A 20,489-nucleotide genomic window follows, 5' to 3' on the forward strand; every position below is an offset into this window, starting at 1 on the left:
CTGCCATGTCCGGGCCCTGACCGTCACGTCGGGGCCCGCACCCATACCCCCCACAAAACCCCCCGGTATCCTGCGGATGTCCAACCCCACCCCATAAGCCGAAGGGCATCCCGTGAGCGCCAACCGCCCGGCAGCCGTCGTCGTTCTCGCAGCGGGTGAGGGCACCCGTATGAAGTCGGCCACGCCGAAGGTCCTGCACGACATCTGTGGCCGTTCCCTGGTGGGCCACGTCCTCGCCGCCGCCGGCGAGCTGGAGCCGGAGAACCTGGTCGTGGTCGTGGGTCACGCCCGCGAGCAGGTCACCGCGCACCTCGCCGAGGTCGCCCCCGGCGTCCGTACCGCCGTGCAGGCGCAGCAGAACGGCACCGGGCACGCCGTGCGGATGGCGCTGGAGGAGCTCGGCGGGTCGGTCGACGGGACCGTGGTCGTGGTCTGCGGTGACACCCCGCTGCTGACGGGTGAGACGCTGCGGTCGCTGGCCGCCACGCACTCCGCCGACGGCAACGCGGTGACCGTGCTGACGGCCGAGGTGCCGGACGCGACCGGTTACGGCCGGATCGTGCGGGACGAGGTCTCGGGTGCGGTGACGGCGATCGTGGAGCACAAGGACGCGTCGGACGCGCAGCGGTCGATCCGGGAGATCAACTCGGGTGTGTTCGCGTTCGACGGGCGGCTGCTGGCCCGGGCGCTGGGGGAGGTCCGTACGGACAACAGCCAGGGCGAGGAGTATCTGACGGACGTCCTGGGGATTCTGCGGGAGGCCGGTCACCGGGTGGGTGCCTGTGTGGCGGGTGATTACCGTGAGATCGCGGGGATCAACAACCGGGTGCAGCTCGCGGAGGCGCGGCGGATTCTGAACGACCGGTTGCTGGAGCGGGCGATGCTGTCCGGGGTCACGGTGGTGGATCCGGCGACCACGTGGGTGGACGTGACCGTGACCTTCGAGCAGGACGTGCTGGTCCATCCCGGTACGCAGTTGCACGGTGCGACGCATCTGGCGGCGGGTTGCGAGGTGGGTCCGAACGCGCGGCTGACGGACACGCGGGTGGGTGCCGGGGCGCGGGTGGACAACACGGTGGCTCTGGGGGCGGAGGTCGGCGCGGAGGCGACGGTGGGTCCGTACGCGTATCTGCGGCCGGGGACGCGGCTGGGGGTCAAGGGCAAGATCGGTACGTACGTCGAGACGAAGAACGCGACGATCGGTGAGGGCACGAAGGTGCCGCATCTGTCGTATGTCGGTGACGCGACGATCGGTGAGTACACGAACATCGGGGCGGCGAGTGTGTTCGTGAACTATGACGGACAGGACAAACATCACACGACGGTCGGTTCTCACTGCCGTACGGGTTCGGACAACATGTTTGTGGCTCCTGTCACGATCGGGGACGGCGCGTACACCGCCGCCGGCTCGGTGATCACGAAGGACGTGCCGCCCGGTTCGCTGGCCGTGGCCCGCGGTCAGCAGCGGAATATCGAGGGCTGGGTGGCTCGTAAGCGTCCTGGGAGCGCGGCCGCGAAGGCGGCCGAGGCGGCGTCCCGGGAGCCGGGCGGCGAAGGCTGACCGGAAACCGGTGCGTCGATCTGGGCGTACCGTGATAAGTGCACATCGCGTGCACACCCGCACCCCACCAGCTGAGACGGCCTCCCGCGTGCTGCGGGGACGGCTTGGCTCGATCCAGCTGCGACACCTCTGAGGAGAAAGTCTGTGACCGGGATCAAGACGACCGGCGAGAAGAAGATGATGTTCTTCTCCGGCCGCGCCCACCCCGAGCTTGCCGAGGAGGTCGCCCACGAGCTGGGTGTCGGGGTCGTCCCGACGAAGGCCTTCGACTTCGCCAACGGCGAGATCTATGTGCGGTATCAGGAGTCGGCCCGTGGTGCGGACTGCTTCCTGATCCAGAGCCACACGGCTCCGATCAACAAGTGGATCATGGAGCAGTTGATCATGATCGACGCGTTGAAGCGCGCGTCGGCCCGCTCCATCACCGTCATCGTGCCGTTCTACGGTTACGCGCGGCAGGACAAGAAGCACCGGGGGCGTGAACCGATCTCGGCGCGTCTGATCGCGGACCTGATGAAGACGGCCGGTGCGGACCGGATCCTGGCGGTGGATCTGCACACGGACCAGATCCAGGGCTTCTTCGACGGTCCGGTGGACCACCTGTTCGCGCTGCCGCTGCTGGCGGACTACGTGGGTGCGAAGGTGGACCGGGAGAAGCTGACGGTGGTGTCTCCGGACGCGGGCCGGGTGCGGGTCGCGGACCGCTGGTGCGACCGGCTGGGCGCGCCGCTGGCGATCGTGCACAAGCGCCGTGACAAGGACGTGGCGAACCAGGTGACGGTGCACGAGGTCGTCGGTGATGTGAAGGGCCGGATCTGTGTGCTGGTCGACGACATGATCGACACGGGTGGCACGATCTGCGCCGCGGCGGACGCGCTGTTCGCGCATGGTGCGGAGGACGTCATCGTGACGGCGACGCACGGTGTGCTGTCGGGTCCGGCGGCGGACCGGCTGAAGAACTCGAAGGTGAGCGAGTTCGTGTTCACGAACACGCTGCCGACGCCGAACGAGCTGGAGCTGGACAAGATCACGGTGCTGTCGATCGCGCCGACGATCGCGCGTGCGGTGCGTGAGGTGTTCGAGGACGGTTCGGTGACGAGCCTGTTCGACGAGCAGTAAGGGTTCTTCCCGACGGGCCCCGGGGGTTCCGGGGCCCTGGGGGTTCCGGGGCCCTGGGGGTTCCGGGGCCCTGGGGGTTCCGGGGCCCTGGGGGTTTCTGGGCCCAGGGGGTTCCGGGGCCCTGGGGGTTCCGGGGCCCTGGGGGTTTCTGGGCCCAGGGGGTTCCGGGGCCCTGGGGGTTCCGGGGCCCGGTTGATCGTTTTGGGTACGGCCTTCCTCTCCGAGTAGACTGCTGCAGTTGCTCGGCGAGGGAGGCCGTACTGCTTCGGAAGAGGCTCGTACGGCGGTCCGTAATCGACGCGCTCTTCGTAGCAGGCCGTTCGTGGCCGGGTGACCACGTCCGTTTCTGATTTCTGCGAGGAGTGATCATGTCCGAGGTGAAGATCGCCGCCGAGACGCGCACCGAGTTCGGCAAGGGTGCCGCGCGTCGTATCCGCCGTGACAACAAGGTTCCGGGTGTGCTGTACGGGCACGGTTCGGACCCGCTGCACCTGACGTTCCCGGGCCACGAGCTGCTGCTGGCGCTGCGTACGCCGAACGTGCTGATCGCGCTGGACATCGACGGCAAGACGAACGAGCTGGCGATCCCGAAGGCCGTGCAGCGCGACCCGCTGAAGGGCTTCCTGGAGCACGTCGACCTGCAGCTGGTGCAGCGCGGCGAGACGGTCACGGTCGAGGTTCCGGTGCACACCGAGGGCGAGCTGGCCCCGGGCGGCAACCTGCTGGAGCACCTGCTGGACACCGTGACGGTCGAGGCCGAGGCCACGCACATCCCGGAGTCGGTGACCGTCTCCGTCGAGGGTCTGACCGCGGGTGACACGGTCCACGCCAAGGACATCAAGCTGCCGAACGGCACGAAGCTCGCGGTGGACGGCGAGACCGCCGTTCTCCAGGTCGTGACCGGTCAGGTCGAGGCCCCGGCCGAGGGCGAGGGCGAAGAGGCCGCCGAGGCCTGAGCCGCTGCTCGCTGAGGGCCGCCGAGGCTCGCAGGCATCGTTTCGCCGGCCGCTGTTCCCGTGGGGGACAGCGGCCGACGCGTATGAAGGAGACATGGACGTGACGACCGACGCGGGTGCTCCCTGGCTGATCGCGGGTCTCGGCAATCCCGGTCCGGAGTACGCCGCCAACCGGCACAACGTCGGTTTCATGGTGGTGGATCTGCTGGCGGAGCGGATGGGGGGGCGGTTCAAGCGGCACGGCAAGGCTCAGGCGCAGGTGGTCGAGGGCCGGATCGGTCCGCCGGGGCCGGCCGGTCGGCGGGTGGTGCTGGCGAAGCCGATGTCGTACATGAACCTGTCGGGTGGTCCGGTGAACGCGCTGCGGGACTTCTACAAGGTGCCGCCGGCGCATGTGGTGGCCGTGCACGACGAGCTGGACATCGACTACGGGGTGCTGCGGCTGAAGCTGGGCGGCGGGGACAACGGGCACAACGGGCTGAAGTCGATCACGAAGGCGCTGGGGGCGGAGTACCACCGGGTGCGGGTCGGGATCGGGCGTCCGCCGGGGCGGATGCCGGTGGCGGATTTCGTGCTGAAGGACTTCTCGTCGGCGGAGCGCAAGGAGCTGGACTGGTTCGTGGACCGGGCGGCGGACGCGGTGGAGTGTCTGGTGACGGAGGGCCTGGAGCGGGCGCAGAGCGCGTACAACTCCTGACGTTTCCCCCAGCGAGGTTGACCGGGTGTGCAGGTATGGCCAAGGATCGCGGCCATGCCTTCTGCGGTGGTCTCTTTCGGGCGGGTCGCGGCGATGGGCACGGTGACCGTGCTGATCCTGATCGCCGGTGTGTGGGCGTCCTGGGGCTCGGCGCAGCACGTGATGCTGACCAAGGGGCGCGAGCAGGGCGCGGTCGAGGTGGCGCGGTGCGGCGGCGGGACGTGTGAGGGTCCCTATACGCCGGTGTCGGTGGGGTCGCAGCCGCGGGAGCGGGTCGTGCTGGAGGATTCGGTGGCCGTCGCGGAGGGGGAGAGGTACGCGGTGGTGCTGAAGCCGGGCGGGGACGAGGCCGTGCGGTCCGGTCCCGCCGGGGTGCTGTACGCGTGGGTGCCGCTGGGTGGTGCCCTGCTGCTGGCGGCGGTCGTGGTGGCGGGCGGTCTGCGGCGGACCCGGGCGGCGTGGGTGTTGGCGGGGTCGGCTTTCGCGCTGGTCACGGCGGCTTTCGCGGCCGTGTGAGGGGTTCGGGGCGCTCGCCGTTTGCGAGGGTTTTGTGTGTTGCCTGTTCGTGATTGACGAGTGGCCGGTCCGGGCCGGAAGCTGAACCGCCCCCTCCACATCTTCCGTTCACTTCTCGAAGATGGATTTCTGCTTCATGCGAATTCTCACTCGCGCCGGCGTTCTCGTCTGCGCGTCCTCGGCCGCGCTGCTGCTCGCGCCCGCCGCCCACGCCACCGCGCCGGGCGACAACGGGACGGTCAAGATCCACGATGCCGCCACCGGCGAGGAGCTGCGGCGCAACGAGCCGCACGTCTGCACGTTCTACCTGGATGCCTTCGGCTTCGACGGCGGCCAGCGGGTCGACTGGCACATCGAGGCCTGGGCCCCGACGGCCGCCGTCAAGGGCGAGACGGTCAAGGCCGGTTCCCTGACCCTGGACGCCGAGGGTCACGGCCGGACGGACGACCTGTCGCTGCCCGACGGGCACTACAAGCTGTTCTGGAACTTCGACGGGGAGAAGGGCTCCGCCAAGCACAAGGTGTTCTGGACGGACTGCGCGGAGCCGGAGGGGGCCGGTGAGGCGCCCGGCACCCCGGAGGCACCGCCGTCGTCCCCGCCGGCCACCGCGGACGCACCGCCGGCGTCCCCGGCCCCGTCCGATTCCTCTGCCCCGTCCGGCACCCCGGTGCCGTCCGACGCCCCGGCCTCCTCCGGCACCCCGTCCTCCTCCGGTTCCTCGGCCCCGGCCGCCGCCTCGGTACCGTCCGCATCCGCGTCCGCGTCCCCGCAGGGCGGCCTCGAGGGCGACCTGGCCGAGACCGGCAGCGGCGCCCCGGTGGGCCTGCTGTCGGCCGCGGCGGCGGCGCTGGTCGCGGCGGGCGGTTACCTGGTGTTCCGGCGCCGCAAGGCCGCCCGCGGCTGACCCCGCACGGCGCGAGCGCACGAGAAGGGGGTGCCCCGGGCCCGTACGGAGCCCGGGGGCACCCCCCTTTCGCGCGCGGGCGCGGTCAGCCGGTGTTGCGCAGGCCGGCGGCGACGCCGTTGACGGTGAGCAGCAGGGCCCGCGCGAGCAGCGGGTCGGGCTGCTCGCCCGCGGCGGCGGCGTCGCGCTGGCGCTTGAGCAGGGCGACCTGGAGGTAGGAGATCGGGTCGAGGTAGGCGTCGCGGATGGCGAAGGTCTGCTTGAGCACGGGCTGGGCGTCGAGCAGTTCCTCCTCACCGGTGACGCCGAGGACCTCGCGCACGGTCAGCTCGTGTTCGGCGCGGATGGTGTCGAAGACGTGCCGCAGCTCCTCGGGCACCAGGGTCTCCACGTAGTGGGCGGCGATCCGCAGGTCGGTCTTGGCCAGCGTCATCTCGACGTTGGAGATGAAGTTGCGGAAGAAGTGCCACTGCCCGTACATCTCCTCCAGCACGGTGTCCAGGCCCGCCTCGCGCAGCGCCTTGAGACCGGAGCCGACGCCGAACCAGCCGGGCACGATCTGCCGGGACTGGGTCCAGCCGAACACCCACGGGATGGCGCGCAGGCCGTCGAGCGAGACGCCGGAGCCGGGGCGGCGGGAGGGCCGCGAGCCCAGGTGCAGGTCGGCGAGCTGGTCCACGGGCGTCGAGGCGAGGAAGTACGTCGGCAGGTCCGGGTCCTCGACCAGGCGGCGGTAGGCGGCGTGGGCGGCGTCGGAGACGACGTCCATGGCGGCGTCCCAGCGGGCGAGGGCCTCGGTGGACTGGCGGGGCGCGGTGTGCAGGGCGGACGCCTGGAGGGTGGCGGCGACCGTCAGTTCCAGGTTCTCCCGGGCGAGGGAGGGGATGAGGTACTTGTCGGAGATGACCTCGCCCTGCTCGGTGACCTTGATCTCGCCCTCCAGGGTGCCCCAGGGCTGGGCGAGGATCGCGTCGTGGGTGGGGCCGCCGCCGCGGCCGACGGTGCCGCCGCGGCCGTGGAAGAGGCGCAGGCGCACCCCGTAGCGGTGGGCGACGTCGCGCAGGCGGCGCTGGGCGCGGTGGATCTCCCACTGGCTGGTGGTGATGCCGCCGAACTTGGAGGAGTCGGAGTAGCCGAGCATGACCTCCTGGACGTCGCCGCGCAGGGCCACGAGCCTGCGGTACGACGGGTCGGAGAGCATGTCCTCCAGGATGGTGTCGGCGGCCTTGAGCTCGTCGGTGGTCTCCAGCAGCGGCACGATGCCGATCTTGGCCCAGCCGGCGTGGAGGTCGATGAGGCCGGCCTCGCGGGCGAGGACGGCGGCGGCGAAGACGTCGTCGGCGCCCTGGCACATGGAGATGATGTACGACTCGACGACCTCGGGGCCGAAGACCTCCAGGGCCCGCTTGACGGTATGGAAGACGCCGAGGGTCTTCTCGCCGGCGGCGTCCACCGGTGCCGGGCTCGGCGCCAGGGGCCTGCGGGAGCGCAGTTCCTTGGCGAGGAGCTTGGCGCGGTACTCGCGGGGCATGTCGGCGTAGCGCCAGGACTCCTCGCCGAGGCGGTCGAAGAGCTGGCCGAGGGCGTGGTGGTGGGCGTCGGCGTGTTCGCGGACGTCCATGGTGGCGAGCTGGAGGCCGAAGGCGGCCAGGGTGCGGATGGTGCGGGCGAGGCGTCCGTCGGCGAAGAGGCCGCCGCGGTGCTCGCGCAGGGAGGTCTGGATGATGCGCAGGTCGGCGAGGAGCTCGGCGGTGCCGAGGTAGTCGCGGCCCGGCTCGTGCGGGGTGCCCTTGGCCAGGCGCTGCTTGGTGTTCTCCAGCTTCTGCCGGATGCAGGTGGCCTTGAGCCGGTAGGGCTCCTCTGCGTTGAGGCGCTTGTAGCGGGGGCTGATCTCGGGCAGCCGCTCCAGGTCGGCCTGGAGGGAGGTGAGCAGTTCCTCGGTGGCGCCGGTGTAGCGGATGGAGTTGGACAGCAGGCCGCGCAGCTCGTCGATGGTCTCCAGCGCGTCGTTGATGCCGTGCTCGTGCTGGAGGATCAGGACGTCCCAGGTGACCTGGGGGGTGACGTTGGGGTTGCCGTCGCGGTCGCCGCCGATCCAGGTGCCGAAGCTGAGGGGGCGGGTGTCGTCGGGGAGCTTGACGCCGACGCGCTCCAGTTCGGCGGTGAGGTCCTCCAGGACGTCGCCGACGGCGCCGGCGTGGAGTTCGTCGAGGTAGTAGATGGCGTTGCGGGCCTCGTCGGCCGGCTCGGGGCGGACGACGCGCAGTTCGTCGGTCTGCCAGATGAGGTCGATGTTCTCGGCCAGCCGGGTGTCGAGGCGGCGCCGGTCGGACTCCAGGACGGGGGTGTCCAGGAGGGCGGCGATGCGGCGCAGCTTGTTGAGGACGGAGCGGCGGGCGGCCTCGGTGGGGTGGGCGGTGAAGACGGGGCGGACGTTGAGGTTGGCGACCGTGGCGCGCAGGTGCTCGGGGTCGGCGTCCTTGAGCCGGTCGGCGGTGCGGGCGATCAGGCCGCCCTCGGCGGCGCGCCGGGCGCGCAGTTCGCGTCCGCGGTGGACCTGTTCGGTGACGTTGGCGAGGTGGAAGTAGGTGGAGAAGGCGCGGACCAGCTTGGCCGCGGTCTCCAGTTCGGTGCCGCGCAGCAGTTCGGCGGCGGCTTCTCCGTCCTCGCGGGTGAGGCGGCGTACCTTCTCGACGAGTTCCAGCAGCTCGGGGCCCTCCTGCCGTACGAGGGTCTCTCCGAGGAGGTCGCCCAGGCGGCGGATGTCGGCGCGCAGCTCGCTGCTGGTCGTCGTGGACCGCGTTGTCAGGTCGTCGGCACTGCTCACAGGTGCGGCTCCTTGCAGTGTTGAAGCTCGTCTGGGAGGGGTACCCGGACGGACGTCTCGCACGGCGGGCGCCGCTTACGGGCCGGACGTCCGGGAAGAAAACTTCAGAGCGGACCGCGCTGTCCGACCGGTTCCAAGTCTAGGTGTCGAGTGGGGCGCGCAGGCTCGTGGGCTCTTGCCGCCGGGCGTCGCGCTGACATACTTACGACGCCGTAGGTTACGGGACCGTAGGAAACGGGCACGGTTTCCCCGCGCGGCACTTCCACAACCTCGACCCCACAGGGGACGCGTATGACCACAAGCTCCGAAGTGATCGAAGAGGCGCCGAAAGCGCCCGACGACACCTCCACGCCCTCCGCCACGCTGGGCGGTGAACAGAAGCGGACGATCGAGCAGGTCACGCTGCTGCTGTTCATCACCGTCCCGTTCCTCGCGCTGCTGGCGGCGGTGCCGCTGGCGTGGGGGTGGGGGGTGAGCTGGCTGGACCTCGGGCTGCTGGTGTTCTTCTACTTCCTGGGCTGCCACGGCATCACCATCGGTTTCCACCGCCACTTCACCCACGGCTCCTTCAAGGCGAAGCGCCCTCTGAAGATCGCGCTGGCGATCATGGGGTCGATGGCGGTCGAGGGGCCGCTGGTGCGCTGGGTCGCCGATCACCGCAAGCATCACAAGTTCTCCGACCACGAGGGTGACCCGCACTCGCCGTGGCGGTACGGCGAGACGGTCCCGGCCCTGATGAAGGGCCTGTGGTGGGCCCACATCGGCTGGATGTTCGACGAGGAGCAGACCCCGCAGGACAAGTACGCGCCGGACCTGATCAAGGACCGGACGCTGCGGCGGATCTCCCGCCAGTTCGCCCTGTGGACGGCGGTGTCCCTGCTGCTGCCCCCGCTGATCGGCGGTCTGGTCACCATGTCGTGGTGGGGGGCGTTCACCGCGTTCTTCTGGGGGTCGCTCGTCCGGGTGGCGTTGCTGCACCACGTGACGTGGTCGATCAACTCGATCTGCCACGCGGTCGGCAAGCGGCCGTTCAAGTCGCGTGACCGTTCGGGCAACGTGTGGTGGCTGGCGATCCTGTCGTGCGGCGAGTCCTGGCACAACCTGCACCACGCCGACCCGACCTCCGCGCGGCACGGTGTGGAGCGCGGCCAGCTGGACTCCTCCGCCCGTCTGATCCGCTGGTTCGAGCAGCTGGGCTGGGCGTACGACGTGCGCTGGCCGTCGCGTTCGCGCATCGACGCCCGCCGCACCGACGAGGAAGGCGGCTCCCGGCGCGGGAAGGAAACCGTCAAGGCGGCATGATGGTCGCTGTGGCGACCGACTCCAGCACCCCCAGCAACGACAAGCCGCGGCGTACGCGCCGCACCCGGATGACCGGTGCCGAGCGCCGCCAGCAGCTGCTGGAGATCGGTCGCACCCTCTTTGCGGCGAAAGGTTTCGAGGGCACCTCGGTGGAGGAGATCGCGGCGAAGGCCGGGGTCTCCAAGCCGGTGGTCTACGAGCACTTCGGCGGCAAGGAGGGCCTGTACGCGGTGGTGGTGGACCGCGAGATGCGGTGCCTGCTGGACATGGTGACCGGCTCGCTCACCGCGGGCCACCCCCGTGAGCTGCTGGAGCAGGCGGCGTTCGCGCTGCTGGACTACATCGAGGAGTACACGGACGGGTTCCGCATCCTGGTCCGCGACTCCCCCATCCCCCAGTCGACGGGGTCCTTCGCCTCGCTCATCTCGGACATCGCCACCCAGGTGGAGGACATCCTCGGCAAGGAGTTCAAGAGCCGCGGCTTCGACCCGAAGCTGGCCCCGCTGTACGCGCAGGCGCTGGTGGGGATGGTGGCGCTGACCGGCCAGTGGTGGCTGGACGTGCGCAAGCCGAAGAAGGCGGAGGTGGCGGCCCATCTGGTGAACCTGGCGTGGCACGGGCTGGACGGGCTGGAGCCCCGGCCGCGGCTGATAGGGCACCGCAAGTCCTGACCGGGGTCTCACTCCCCGAGGGGCTCCAGGAACTCCAGCCGGTTGCCGACCGGATCCTCGGAGTAGAAGCGCCGGTGGCCCGGCAGGGTGTCGTCCCAGGTCACCGGCGCGCCGTGGGTGCTCAGGCGCCCGGCGTACTCCTCGATGCCGGTGACCCGCAGCCCCGGGTGGGCCTTCTTCGCGGGCCGGAATCCCTCGTGCTCGACGCCCAGGTGGAGCTGGACGGCACCGGCCCGGAACCAGCAGCCGCCGCGGGCGGCGAGCGCGGGCGGCTTGGAGATCTCCGTCATGCCGAGGACATCGGTGTAGTAGGCGCGCAGCCGGTCCTCGGAGCCGGGGGGCGCGGCGAGCTGGACGTGGTCGACGGCGGTGATCATCGGGTCTCCTCGGTCAGTGGGACGCTTCCCTGTGCGCGACGGCGAAGATCCTCCGGAACGGGAACGGCGTGCCGTGCGGTCCGGCCGGGTAGGCGGCCCGCAGCGCGGCCCGGTACTCGGCGAGGAAGGCGTCCCGTTCCTCCGGGTCGCCGGCCAGTGCCGTCAGCACGGGCCGCAGTCCGGTCCCCTTCACCCAGTCCAGTACGGGGTCCTCGCCCGTCAGCAGGTGGACGTAGGTGGTCTCCCACACGTCGGCGGTGCAGCCGAGGGCGGTGAGGTGGTCCAGGTAGGCGGCCGGGGTGAGGACGGCGTCGCCGTGGCGCAGGACGCCGGCGAGGCGGGCGCGCCGGCGCGGGGCGTGGGCGAGGTCCCGCATCAGGCGGTGGCTGGGGGCGTCGAAGTTGCCGGGCATCTGGAAGGCGAGGGTGCCGCCGGGGGTGAGGGCGTCGATCCAGGCGGGGAACAGCCCGGCGTGGCCCGGCACCCACTGGAGGGTGGCGTTGGAGACGATCAGGTCGTACGGCTCGGCGGGCGTCCAGGTGCCCACGTCGGCGTGGACGAAGTCCAGCCGGCCGCCGCCCGGGGTGGGGCCGGCGTACGCGGCGGCCCGGGCGAGCATCTCGGGGGAGTTGTCGTAGCCGGTGATGCGGGCGGTGGGCCAGCGGGCGGCGAGCAGGGCGGTGACGTTGCCGGGGCCGCAGCCGAGGTCGGCGATGCGGGGCGCCCGCGCGGGGAGGTCCGGGACGCGGGCCAGGAGGTCGGCGAAGGGGCGGGCGCGGTGGTCGGCGTGGCGGAGGTACTGGGCGGGGTCCCACACAGGATCGGCCATGCCGTCAGCTTCCCAGCCATCTATCTTGACGTCAAGAGACTTCATGTCGACACAACCACTACACTGATCGTATGGAGGACGAGGTCGATCGGCTGGTCGCAGCGTGGCGCCGGGAGCGCCCGGACCTCGACGTGGAACCGCTCGAGGTGCTCAGCCGGGTGAGCAGGCTGGCCCGGCACCTGGACCGCGCGCGCCGGCTGGCCTTCTCCGAGCACCAGCTGGAGCCCTGGGAGTTCGACGTCCTCACGGCGCTGCGCCGTGCGGGCACCCCGTACCAGCTCTCGCCCGGGCAGTTGCTGACCCAGACCCTGGTCACCTCCGGCACGATGACCAACCGCATCGACCGCCTGGCCAAGAAGGGCCTGGTGGAGCGCCTGCCCGACCCCAGCGACCGCCGGGGCGTCCTGGTGCGGCTGACGGACGAGGGCCGGGACCGTGCCGACCAGGCCCTGGCGGGTCTGCTGGACCAGGAGCGCGCGATCCTCGCGGAGCTCTCCCGCGCCCAGCGGATGGAACTGGCCGGGCTGCTACGCCAGCTGACCGCCCCGTTCGACAACATCCCCGGTTAGGTCGGCCGGGCCGACCCCGGCCCGCCGGGCCAGCGCGACCGCGGCGAGGGTGGAGTGCACGCCCAGCTTGCCCAGCACGTTCTGCATGTGGGTGCGGACCGTGTGCGGGGAGAGGTACAGCCGCTCGGCGACGGCCTTGCGCCCGAGCCCGGCGACCATGCACCGCAGCACCTCCCGCTCCCGGGGGGTGAGGGACTCCACCAGCCGCTCGCTCTCGGTGCGGTGCTTGCGGGCGGCGGTCAGCTCCCGCAGGACGCCCGTCAGCAGGGCGGGCGGCAGGTGCGTCTCCTCGCGCAGCACGCCCCGGATGACGGTGAGCAGCCGGGACAGGGAACAGTCCTTGGCCACCCACCCGGAGGCCCCGGCCTGCAGGGCGAGGGCCGCCCGCCGGGGGTCGTCCTTCTCGGCGAGCACGACGACCCGCGCCCCGGGCTGCGCGGAGCGCACCCCGGCGACGAGGGAGATCCCGTCGACGGTCCCGTCCTCACCGCCGCCCCGCACCGGCACCGCCGGCCGCGGGCCCGGCGCGCCGGCGCCCAGGTCGGCGTCGACGAGCAGCACGTCGTACCGCCGACCCTCGCCCGCCGCCCGCTCCAGGCAGCGCAGCGCGGCCGGGCCGCTGCCGGCCGCGGAGACGTCGACGTCGGGCTCGGCGGCCAGAGCCGCGGCGAGCGACTCGGCGAAGATGCGGTGGTCGTCGACGACCAGCACACGGATGCGCACCACGAAACCCCCTTCCCCACGCTCCCGGGGAGCGGGGGATCCACCCGATCGTCACAGGACGGCACCGGCGCGGGTGCGGCGCCCGGAACCCCTGTCCGAACACCGTTCGCACCGGGGACGGGCCGCCGCGGCCGCACGGCCGCCGCCGTCCGTAACACCGCTACCCCCGCCCCGGGCGCCGTACCCGGCCGTCTCGCCCCCTGACAACGGCACCGGCCCCCACCGGTGCTGTTCCTCAGAGTACGGGCGGGGGCGGGGAGCGGAAGGCTCTTTGCAGAACTGGCGGTCCGGCGCGTTTATGGTGTGCCGCATGTTTCGTCTTGAGACAGAAGTCGACACGGCGCGGCGCGATCTGCTGCGGTCCCGCCTGAGGGAGACGAACACCGCGGCCTCCCCCGTCCTGCGGGCCCTGCGCGGCACCCCCGCCGCCCGGGAGTCCCCCCTGCACGTCTGGGCGTCGGACGGGACCGGCGGCCTGGCCGGCGGCCTCGTCGGCCACACCTGGGCCGGCTGGCTGCACGTGACCTACCTGTGGGTCGACGCCCCCCACCGGGGTGCGGGCCTCGGCTCTCGCCTGCTCGCCGAGGCGGAACGCGTCGCCCGCAGCGACCGCGGCTGCCGCGCGGCCCGCCTGGAGACCTGGGACTTCCAGGCCCCCGGCTTCTACCGCAAGCAGGGGTACGAGGTGGTGGGCGTGATCCCCGACTACCCGCCGGGGATCACCGAGTACACGCTGACGAAAACACTCGTCTGAGGGCGGTCCGGCGCCTCAGGCCAGCCGCCGCGCCCCCGCCGACGGCACCGCCTCGAACACGCGCGGCGCGGTGAGACCGGCCTGTGCGAACGCCTCCTGGACCGCCTTGGTGAGGGTGTCCACGTCGGCGGTCCGCGCCAGGACGATCGCCGAGCCGCCGAAGCCGCCGCCGGTCATCCGGGCGCCGAGCGCGCCCGCCGCCAGGGCGGTGTCGACGACCAGGTCCAGTTCGCGGCAGGAGATGCGGAAGTCGTCCCGCAGCGAGACGTGCCCCTCGGTCAGGACCGGCCCGATGGCCGCGGTGTCGCCCGCCTCCAGCAGGGACACCACCCGCTCCACCCGCTCGTCCTCGGTGACGACGTGCCGCACCAGGCGGCGCACCTCCTCGTCGTCGCCCAGCCGCTCCAGCGCCGCGTCCAGGCCGTCGTAGGGCACGTCGCGCAGGGCGTCCACGCCGAGCAGGGCGGCGCCCTTCTCGCAGCCGGCGCGGCGCTTGCCGTACTCGCCCTCGCTGTGGGCGTGCTTGACCTGGGTGTCGACGACCAGCAGGCGCATGCCCTCGGCGGCCAGGTCGAAGGGGATCTGCCGCTGGGACAGGTCGCGGGTGTCGAGGAACAGGGCGTGGCCGGCCTCGCAGCAGGCCGCGGCGGTCTGGTCCATGATGCCGACGGGGGCGCCGACGTAGACGTTCTCCGCGCGCTGGCACAGCCGGGCCAGCTGCCAGCCGCGCAGGCCGAGGCCGTACAGGTCGTTCAGGGCGAGGGCCACCACGACCTCCAGCGCCGCCGACGAGGACAGGCCCGCGCCCGCCGGGACCGTGGAGGCCAGGTGGATGTCGGCGCCGGTCACCTCGTGCCCGGCCTCGCGCAGCGCCCACACCACACCCGCCGGGTACGCCGTCCAGCCCCGGTCGGTCCCGGGCGCGAGGTCGGCCACGCGCAGCTCCGTCACACCGCCCGCGCCGCCGTCGATGTCCGCCGAGTGCAGGCGCAGGACGCCGTCGTCGCGGCGGGAGACGGCGGCGACCGCGGTGTGCGGCAGGGCGAACGGCATGACGAAGCCGTCGTTGTAGTCGGTGTGCTCGCCGATGAGGTTGACCCGGCCCGGCGCCGCCCACACCCCCTCCGGACCGGCCCCGTACAGCTCCGTGAACCGCTCGGCGACAGCCTGTGCGACAGCCTCGCTCATCCCTGACCCCTGACCCTTCGTGACGTTCTACTGCGCGCGCTTCTGCGCGAACTCCCACGCGTCCGCGACGATCCCCGCGAGGTCCGCGCGGGACGGATTCCAGCCCAGCTTCTCGCGGGCGGTCGCGGCCGACGCCACCAGGACCGCCGGATCGCCGCCGCGGCGGGGCGCGGCGACCTCGGGGACGGGGTGGCCGGTGACCCGGCGGACGGTCTCGATCACCTCGCGGACCGAGAAGCCGTTGCCGTTGCCGAGGTTGCAGATCAGGTGCTCGCCGGGGGTGGCGGCCTTCAGGGCCAGCAGGTGGGCCTCGGCCAGGTCGGCGACGTGGATGTAGTCGCGCACGCAGGTGCCGTCCGGCGTCGGGTAGTCGTCGCCGTAGACCGAGACGGCCTCGCGCCGGCCCTGGGCGACCTGGAGGACGAGCGGGATCAGGTGCGACTCGGGGTCGTGGCGCTCGCCGTACTCCCCGTAGGCGCCGGCCACGTTGAAGTAGCGCAGCGACACCGCGCCCAGCCCGTGCGCCGCCGCCTCGCCGGTGATCATGTGGTCGACGGCGAGCTTGGAGGCGCCGTAGGGGCTGGTGGGCCGGGTCGGGGCGGACTCGGTGATCGGGACCTGCTCGGGCTCGCCGTACGTCGCCGCGGTCGAGGAGAAGACGAGCTTGCGCACGCCCGCCGTCCGCATGGCCGCCAGCAGGGCCATGGTGCCGCCGACGTTGTTGTCCCAGTACTTCTCCGGCTTCACCACCGACTCGCCGACCTGCGAGAACGCGGCGAAGTGCAGCACGCCGTCGAAGGAGGCGTCCAGCCACTTGGCGGCGTCGCGGATGTCGCCTTCGATGAAGGAAGCCCCGGCCGGCACCCCCTGACGGAAGCCCGTGGAGAGGTTGTCGAGCACGACGACCTCGTGCCCCGCCTCCAGCAGGTGCTGGGCGACGACGCTGCCGACATAGCCCGCGCCGCCCGTCACCAGGTACTTCTCACTCATCAACTCGCTACCTCTCGCAGTCGCTCGGCCGCGCGCTCCGGCGGCACGTCGTTGATGAACACGCCCATGCCGGACTCGGAGCCCGCGAGGAACTTCAGCTTGCCCGACGTCCGGCGGATGGTGAAAATTTCCAGGTGGAGCGCGAAGTCGTCGCGGCTCACCCCGTCGAACTCCTCCAGCTGCCCGAACGGGGCCTGGTGCCAGGCCGCGATGTACGGCGTCGGGGGCTCGCCCTCGCCGAAGATCCGGTCGAAGCGCCTCAGCAGTTCCAGATACACCCGGGGAAACTCCGCGCGCGCCGCCTCGTCCAGCCCCAGCAGGTCGGGGACGCGGCGCTTGGGGTACAGGTGCACCTCGTACGGCCAGTGCGCGGCGTACGGCACGAAGGCGACCCAGTGTTCACCCTCCAGGACGACTCTCTCACCTGCCCGTTCCCCCTCCACGACGGCGTCGAACAGGTTCTCCCCGCCCGTCGCCTCCTGGTGGGCGGCGAGTGAACGGAGCATCAGCGCGGTGCGCGGGGTGGTGAAGGGGTAGGCGTAGATCTGCCCGTGCGGGTGGCCCAGCGTCACGCCGATCTCGGCGCCCCGGTTCTCGAAGCAGAACACCTGTTCAACGGAGGGCAGATGGGACAGCTCCGACGTCCGGTCCGTCCAGGCGTCCAGGACCAGGCGCGCCTGCTCCTCGCTCAGGTCGGCGAAGGATGCCTGGTGGTCGGAGGTGAAGCACACGACCTCACACCGCCCGGAGTCCCCGGCCAGCGAGGGGAACCGGTTCTCGAAGACCACCACGTCGTACGACGAGTCCGGGATCTCGCTCAGCCGCTCGCCCTGCGAGGGGCACAGGGGGCACTCGTCGGCCGGCGGGTGGTACGTGCGCCCCTGCCGGTGCGAGGCGATGGCCACGGAGTCACCGAGCAGCACGTCCCGCCGGATCTCGGACGTGGTGACGGTCCGCTCCAGGGGGCGTCGGTCCACCGCGTCCCGCACGGTGTCGTCGCGCAGGTCGTAGTAGATGAGCTCGCGGCCGTCGGCCAGCCGGGTCGAAGTCTTCTTCACTGCCGGACTCCTCTGCACCCACACCCAATCACCCAACAGAATCAAACATAACACACCACAACTCATCACCCCTTCGCTCTCATCACGATCAAACAAAGAACACCATCGAAAGTGTTCACTTATTGAACGCGGAGGCATAGGTTCCGTCCGGATCAAGTTCGCGCAACGAAGCGAGTGCTTATGCAAACCTCCCCCTACCTGGCCGCGGAGCTACGGCTCCCCACCAACTGGCTCGACTACTCGATCCTCGGGATCTACTTCGTCGTCGTCCTGGGCATCGGCTTCGCCGCCCGCCGCTCGGTCAAGACCAGCCTCGACTTCTTCCTGTCCGGCCGTTCCCTGCCGGCGTGGGTCACCGGTCTCGCCTTCGTCGCCGCCAACCTGGGCGCCACCGAGATCCTGGGCATGGCCGCCAACAGCGCGCAGTACGGCGTCTACACCACGCACTGGTACTGGATCGGCGCCATCCCGGCCATGGTCTTCCTGGGCCTGGTGATGATGCCGTTCTACTACGGCTCCAAGGTCCGCTCGGTCCCCGAGTTCCTCCTGCTCCGCTTCGACAAGGCGGCGCACCTGCTCAGCTCCGCCCTGTTCGCCTTCGCCGCCATCCTCATCGCGGGCGTCAACCTGTACGCCCTCTCGATCGTCGTCGAGGCGCTGCTGGGCTGGCCGGACTGGGTGGCCATCGTCGTCGCCGGCGCGTTCGTCCTCGGCTACATCACCCTCGGCGGCCTGTCCTCGGCCATCTACAACGAGGTCCTGCAGTTCTTCGTGATCCTGGCGGCCCTCATCCCGATCACCGTGCTCGGCCTGAAGAAGGCCGGCGGCTGGGACGGCCTGTCCGACACCCTCACCGCGCGGCACGGCGGGGACTTCATGACCTCCTGGGGCGGCACCGGCATCGGCAGCGACAACCCGCTCGGCGCCAACTGGCTGACCATCGTCCTGGGCCTCGGCTTCGTCCTCTCCTTCGGCTACTGGACGACGAACTTCGCCGAGGTGCAGCGCGCCCTGTCCGCGAAGAACCTCTCCGCCGCGCAGCGCACCCCGCTGATCGCCGCGTTCCCGAAGATCTTCATCGTCTTCGTGGTGATGATCCCGGGCCTGGTCGCCGCCGCGCTGGTCCCGGACATCGGCAAGCCCGGCTCCGGCCTCCAGTACAACGACGCCATCCCGTACCTGATGGAGGCGCTGCTGCCCAACGGCGTGCTCGGCATCGCGGTGACCGGCCTGATGGCCGCGTTCATGGCGGGCATGGCGGCGAACGTGTCGTCCTTCAACACCGTCTTCACCGCCGACATCTGGGCGAAGTACGTGGTCCGGAACCGCCCGGACGAGTACTACGTGAAGTTCGGCCGCCTGATCACGGCGATCGGCGTCCTCGCCTCCATCGGCACGGCGTTCCTGGCGAAGTCCTTCTCGAACATCATGGCCTACCTCCAGACGCTGTTCTCCTTCTTCAACGTCCCGATGTTCGTCGTCTTCATCATCGGCATGTTCTGGAAGCGGGCGTCGATGAAGTCCGGCTTCTGGGGGCTGGTCGCGGGCACCACCGCGGCGATGGTGAACTACTTCGTCATCTACAAGCAGGGCCTCATCGACATCCCCTCCGACCAGGGCGCCAACTTCGTCTCCGCGATCGCCGGTTTCGTCGCCGGCGCGGTGGTCATGGTGGCCGTCTCCCTGTTCACCGAGCCGAAGCCGGCCTCCGAGCTCCAGGGCCTGGTCTACGGCACCACGTCCCCCGGCATGTCCGAACCGCCCGCCCAGGGCGACGACGCCTGGTACCGCAAGCCGGCCCTGCTGGGGTGGGGCGCGGTGGTCCTGGCCGCCGCCTGCTACATCCCGTTCTCGTTCTGACCGCGGGAGGATGGAGAGACCATGTCCGAGTTCTACTCCGAGAAGGACGTCCAGCGGGAGGTCTCCGAACTGGAGACCAAGTCGGCGACCGCCGCGCGGCTGTTCGACATCCGGCGCATCATCGGGGGCCTGTTCGTCGTCTACGGCGTCATCGTCACGATCGCCGGCATCACGGCGTCCGACGCCGACATCGACAAGGCCGAGGGCGTGAACATCAACCTGTGGACCGGGGTGGGGATGCTGCTGCTGGGGGTGTTCTTCCTGGCCTGGCTGAAACTCCGCCCGACGGCTCCGCCGCCGCCGGATGCGGTGCCGTCGGAGAAGTCGCAGGAGTGACCTGATCCGGCGTTCACCTGGCGCCGGCACCGGGGTGACCGTCGGGGGTGGGTCGCGCGGCCCGGCGCTACCGGGTTGCCTCCCCCAAGCTCTTCGAGCAGGGGGTACCCCCAGCGCCCACCCGTGCCGCCCTGGGGGCACCTCCCAGGCCGTTCAGGCACTGGGGGAGGCACGACTGCCCGCGGCCGGGCGACACCGGACGCCCATGGCTGGGCGGCATGGCCGCACCCACCACCCCCGTTGGGACGGAGCCGCGGTCGCCCGCGGCCCGGCCCTCCCCCACCGGGAAGGCGCTACACGCACCCCCACCGAAGCCGCACATGCGCCGCAGGCACCCCCGGCCCCCACCGCCGGAGGCACCCGTCACCGACCGGACGCCGCCCGCTCCAGCAGCCCCGTGCGCGCCGCCAGCGCCGCGGCCTCCAGGCGGGAGCCGACGCCCAGCTTCATCAGGACCCGCTGGACATGGGTCCGGGCCGTGGACGGCGCGATGCCCATGCCGGCCGCGATGAGCCGCGTGTCCTCGCCGTCGGCGACCCGCACCAGCACCTCGACCTCCCGCGGCGTCAGCATCTCCATCAGCCGCTGCCCCTCGTCGTCCGGCTGCGCCACCGGGTTCAGCAGCTCGCTGAACGCCCCTTGGAGCAGTTGCGGCGCCACCGCCGCCTCCCCGGTCCGCGCCTTCATGATCGCCCGCTCCACCCCCTCGATGCGCTCGTCATGCCGCACGTATCCCGAGGCCCCGGCCGCGAAGGCCGCCGCGATCCCCCGCGGGTTCGGCACCGGCCCCAGGACGACCACCGCCACCTGCGGACGCTCCCGCTTGACCTTCACCACCGGGTCGAACACCCCGGGCTCGGCCGGCGTCGCCGTCCCCAGCAGGCACACTTCCGGCGCCCGGCTGATCACCAGTTCCGCCGCCCCCGCGGCGGGCGCCGCCGCGGCGAGCACCCGGTGCCCCCGCAGCTTCAGCGCCGAGGCCAGCGCCTCGGCGTGCAATCGGTGGTCGTCGACCACCATGAGCCGCACTCCCATCGAGCAACCCCCCAGTCCCCCCATGGCTCCCGGCCAATGGCTCCGGCGAGGCACCACACGGCACCCCCACGGATGCCCAACTACGGACGCCCCCCTAGGGATGCGCACCCGCCACCATGGATGCCCGCACACCCCACGGGCAGAAGCCCCCCGGCTCCCGGCGCGATCCCGCCCCGCCTCCTCATCTCCCGGAAGCTACACGCTTGTTCGACGTTGC

At 71.4% G+C, this 20,489-nt stretch carries 20 protein-coding genes; 12 read left to right on the forward strand and 8 right to left on the reverse strand.

Annotation, left to right across the window (positions count from 1 at the left end; all coding sequences use genetic code 11):
* The first annotated feature begins 112 nt into the window (after positions 1-112).
* From glmU to ABZ340_RS06310, 6 genes are all read left to right on the forward strand, one after another.
* Positions 113-1,561, forward strand: coding sequence for a bifunctional UDP-N-acetylglucosamine diphosphorylase/glucosamine-1-phosphate N-acetyltransferase GlmU (gene glmU, locus ABZ340_RS06285; RefSeq protein WP_358780578.1), 1,449 nt, complete (start codon positions 113-115; stop codon positions 1,559-1,561).
* A gap of 144 nt (positions 1,562-1,705) precedes the next feature.
* Entirely contained in the window at positions 1,706-2,680 is a 975-nt protein-coding gene (locus tag ABZ340_RS06290; protein WP_188181593.1) for a ribose-phosphate diphosphokinase, read from the forward strand.
* Between the two features lie 368 nt (positions 2,681-3,048).
* Positions 3,049-3,636, forward strand: a complete 588-nt coding sequence (locus ABZ340_RS06295) for a 50S ribosomal protein L25/general stress protein Ctc (RefSeq protein WP_358780579.1) — start codon at positions 3,049-3,051, stop codon at positions 3,634-3,636.
* Between the two features lie 94 nt (positions 3,637-3,730).
* A complete protein-coding gene (gene pth / locus ABZ340_RS06300) occupies positions 3,731-4,333 on the forward strand; it encodes an aminoacyl-tRNA hydrolase (RefSeq protein ID WP_358780580.1) in 603 nt (200 codons plus the stop codon).
* Positions 4,334-4,387: 54 nt separating this feature from the next.
* Positions 4,388-4,849, forward strand: a complete 462-nt coding sequence (locus ABZ340_RS06305) for a hypothetical protein (RefSeq protein WP_358780581.1) — start codon at positions 4,388-4,390, stop codon at positions 4,847-4,849.
* A gap of 136 nt (positions 4,850-4,985) precedes the next feature.
* Positions 4,986-5,753: an LPXTG cell wall anchor domain-containing protein gene (locus ABZ340_RS06310; RefSeq protein ID WP_358780582.1), complete on the forward strand. Its 768-nt coding sequence runs from the start codon at positions 4,986-4,988 to the stop codon at positions 5,751-5,753.
* An 85-nt stretch (positions 5,754-5,838) separates the two neighbouring features.
* Here the strand turns inward: ABZ340_RS06310 and ppc are convergent, their stop codons facing one another.
* Entirely contained in the window at positions 5,839-8,580 is a 2,742-nt protein-coding gene (gene ppc / locus ABZ340_RS06315; RefSeq protein WP_358780583.1) for a phosphoenolpyruvate carboxylase, read from the reverse strand.
* A gap of 291 nt (positions 8,581-8,871) precedes the next feature.
* Here ppc and ABZ340_RS06320 point away from each other — a divergent pair, with 291 nt between their 5' ends.
* Positions 8,872-9,882 (forward strand): acyl-CoA desaturase, encoded by a 1,011-nt coding sequence (locus ABZ340_RS06320; protein WP_358780584.1) that lies wholly within the window; start codon positions 8,872-8,874, stop codon positions 9,880-9,882.
* Positions 9,879-10,553, forward strand: a complete 675-nt coding sequence (locus ABZ340_RS06325; protein WP_358780585.1) for a TetR/AcrR family transcriptional regulator — start codon at positions 9,879-9,881, stop codon at positions 10,551-10,553. The genes ABZ340_RS06320 and ABZ340_RS06325 overlap by 4 nt, the downstream gene beginning before the upstream one ends.
* Before the next feature lie 8 nt (positions 10,554-10,561).
* Here the strand turns inward: ABZ340_RS06325 and ABZ340_RS06330 are convergent, their stop codons facing one another.
* On the reverse strand, positions 10,562-10,930 hold the full coding sequence (locus tag ABZ340_RS06330) for a VOC family protein (protein ID WP_358780586.1): 369 nt from the start codon (positions 10,928-10,930) through the stop codon (positions 10,562-10,564).
* Positions 10,931-10,943: 13 nt separating this feature from the next.
* Positions 10,944-11,759, reverse strand: coding sequence for a trans-aconitate 2-methyltransferase (locus ABZ340_RS06335; RefSeq protein ID WP_358780587.1), 816 nt, complete (start codon positions 11,757-11,759; stop codon positions 10,944-10,946).
* 71 nt (positions 11,760-11,830) lie between these two features.
* On the opposite strand from ABZ340_RS06335, the gene tamR reads away from it, so the two are divergent.
* The gene (gene tamR, locus ABZ340_RS06340) at positions 11,831-12,328 is read left to right on the forward strand and encodes a MarR family transcriptional regulator TamR (RefSeq protein WP_029381540.1); all 498 of its coding nucleotides are present in this window, start codon (positions 11,831-11,833) and stop codon (positions 12,326-12,328) included.
* Here the strand turns inward: tamR and ABZ340_RS06345 are convergent.
* A complete protein-coding gene (locus ABZ340_RS06345) occupies positions 12,287-13,054 on the reverse strand; it encodes a response regulator transcription factor (protein WP_358780588.1) in 768 nt (255 codons plus the stop codon). The two genes, tamR and ABZ340_RS06345, sit on opposite strands and share 42 nt — an antisense overlap.
* 295 nt (positions 13,055-13,349) lie before the next feature.
* On the opposite strand from ABZ340_RS06345, the gene ABZ340_RS06350 reads away from it, so the two are divergent.
* The gene (locus tag ABZ340_RS06350) at positions 13,350-13,805 is read left to right on the forward strand and encodes an N-acetyltransferase (RefSeq protein ID WP_358780711.1); all 456 of its coding nucleotides are present in this window, start codon (positions 13,350-13,352) and stop codon (positions 13,803-13,805) included.
* Between the two features lie 15 nt (positions 13,806-13,820).
* On the opposite strand, the gene galK is transcribed toward ABZ340_RS06350, so the two are convergent.
* From galK to galT, 3 genes are read right to left on the reverse strand one after another with little or no spacing between them, the layout of a single operon-like run.
* The gene (gene galK, locus ABZ340_RS06355; protein WP_358780589.1) at positions 13,821-14,993 is read right to left on the reverse strand and encodes a galactokinase; all 1,173 of its coding nucleotides are present in this window, start codon (positions 14,991-14,993) and stop codon (positions 13,821-13,823) included.
* Positions 14,994-15,020: 27 nt separating this feature from the next.
* Positions 15,021-15,983 (reverse strand): UDP-glucose 4-epimerase GalE, encoded by a 963-nt coding sequence (galE, locus tag ABZ340_RS06360; protein WP_358780590.1) that lies wholly within the window; start codon positions 15,981-15,983, stop codon positions 15,021-15,023.
* Complete coding sequence (galT, locus tag ABZ340_RS06365; RefSeq protein WP_358780591.1) at positions 15,983-17,041, reverse strand: galactose-1-phosphate uridylyltransferase; 1,059 nt, start codon at positions 17,039-17,041, stop codon at positions 15,983-15,985. Before galT ends, galE begins: the two co-directional genes overlap by 1 nt.
* Positions 17,042-17,221: 180 nt before the next feature.
* Here galT and ABZ340_RS06370 point away from each other — a divergent pair, with 180 nt between their 5' ends.
* A complete protein-coding gene (locus tag ABZ340_RS06370; protein ID WP_358780592.1) occupies positions 17,222-18,901 on the forward strand; it encodes a sodium:solute symporter family protein in 1,680 nt (559 codons plus the stop codon).
* Positions 18,902-18,922: 21 nt separating this feature from the next.
* On the forward strand, positions 18,923-19,237 hold the full coding sequence (locus ABZ340_RS06375; protein ID WP_358780593.1) for a hypothetical protein: 315 nt from the start codon (positions 18,923-18,925) through the stop codon (positions 19,235-19,237).
* A gap of 363 nt (positions 19,238-19,600) precedes the next feature.
* Here ABZ340_RS06375 and ABZ340_RS06380 read toward each other — a convergent pair whose 3' ends face one another.
* Positions 19,601-20,272, reverse strand: a complete 672-nt coding sequence (locus ABZ340_RS06380; RefSeq protein ID WP_358780594.1) for a response regulator transcription factor — start codon at positions 20,270-20,272, stop codon at positions 19,601-19,603.
* Positions 20,273-20,489: the final 217 nt, after the last annotated feature.

Source organism: Streptomyces sp. NPDC006134, assembly GCF_040628835.1.
In the GTDB taxonomy this organism is placed as follows: Bacteria; Actinomycetota; Actinomycetes; order Streptomycetales; family Streptomycetaceae; genus Streptomyces.

What these genes read in the sequence shown, in the direction of transcription:
- galK (WP_358780589.1), bottom strand. Translation starts at nt 14,993, where the DNA reads ATGAGCGAGGCTGTCGCACAGGCTGTCGCCGAGCGGTTCACGGAGCTG.
- ABZ340_RS06380 (WP_358780594.1), bottom strand. Translation starts at nt 20,272, where the DNA reads ATGGGAGTGCGGCTCATGGTGGTCGACGACCACCGATTGCACGCCGAG.
- ABZ340_RS06350 (WP_358780711.1), top strand. Translation starts at nt 13,350, where the DNA reads ATGGTGTGCCGCATGTTTCGTCTTGAGACAGAAGTCGACACGGCGCGG.
- ABZ340_RS06305 (WP_358780581.1), top strand. Translation starts at nt 4,388, where the DNA reads ATGCCTTCTGCGGTGGTCTCTTTCGGGCGGGTCGCGGCGATGGGCACG.
- ABZ340_RS06335 (WP_358780587.1), bottom strand. Translation starts at nt 11,759, where the DNA reads ATGGCCGATCCTGTGTGGGACCCCGCCCAGTACCTCCGCCACGCCGAC.
- tamR (WP_029381540.1), top strand. Translation starts at nt 11,831, where the DNA reads ATGGAGGACGAGGTCGATCGGCTGGTCGCAGCGTGGCGCCGGGAGCGC.
- ABZ340_RS06310 (WP_358780582.1), top strand. Translation starts at nt 4,986, where the DNA reads ATGCGAATTCTCACTCGCGCCGGCGTTCTCGTCTGCGCGTCCTCGGCC.
- ABZ340_RS06375 (WP_358780593.1), top strand. Translation starts at nt 18,923, where the DNA reads ATGTCCGAGTTCTACTCCGAGAAGGACGTCCAGCGGGAGGTCTCCGAA.
- ABZ340_RS06370 (WP_358780592.1), top strand. Translation starts at nt 17,222, where the DNA reads ATGCAAACCTCCCCCTACCTGGCCGCGGAGCTACGGCTCCCCACCAAC.
- ABZ340_RS06295 (WP_358780579.1), top strand. Translation starts at nt 3,049, where the DNA reads ATGTCCGAGGTGAAGATCGCCGCCGAGACGCGCACCGAGTTCGGCAAG.
- ABZ340_RS06325 (WP_358780585.1), top strand. Translation starts at nt 9,879, where the DNA reads ATGATGGTCGCTGTGGCGACCGACTCCAGCACCCCCAGCAACGACAAG.
- ABZ340_RS06320 (WP_358780584.1), top strand. Translation starts at nt 8,872, where the DNA reads ATGACCACAAGCTCCGAAGTGATCGAAGAGGCGCCGAAAGCGCCCGAC.
- ABZ340_RS06330 (WP_358780586.1), bottom strand. Translation starts at nt 10,930, where the DNA reads ATGATCACCGCCGTCGACCACGTCCAGCTCGCCGCGCCCCCCGGCTCC.
- galE (WP_358780590.1), bottom strand. Translation starts at nt 15,983, where the DNA reads ATGAGTGAGAAGTACCTGGTGACGGGCGGCGCGGGCTATGTCGGCAGC.
- pth (WP_358780580.1), top strand. Translation starts at nt 3,731, where the DNA reads ATGGACGTGACGACCGACGCGGGTGCTCCCTGGCTGATCGCGGGTCTC.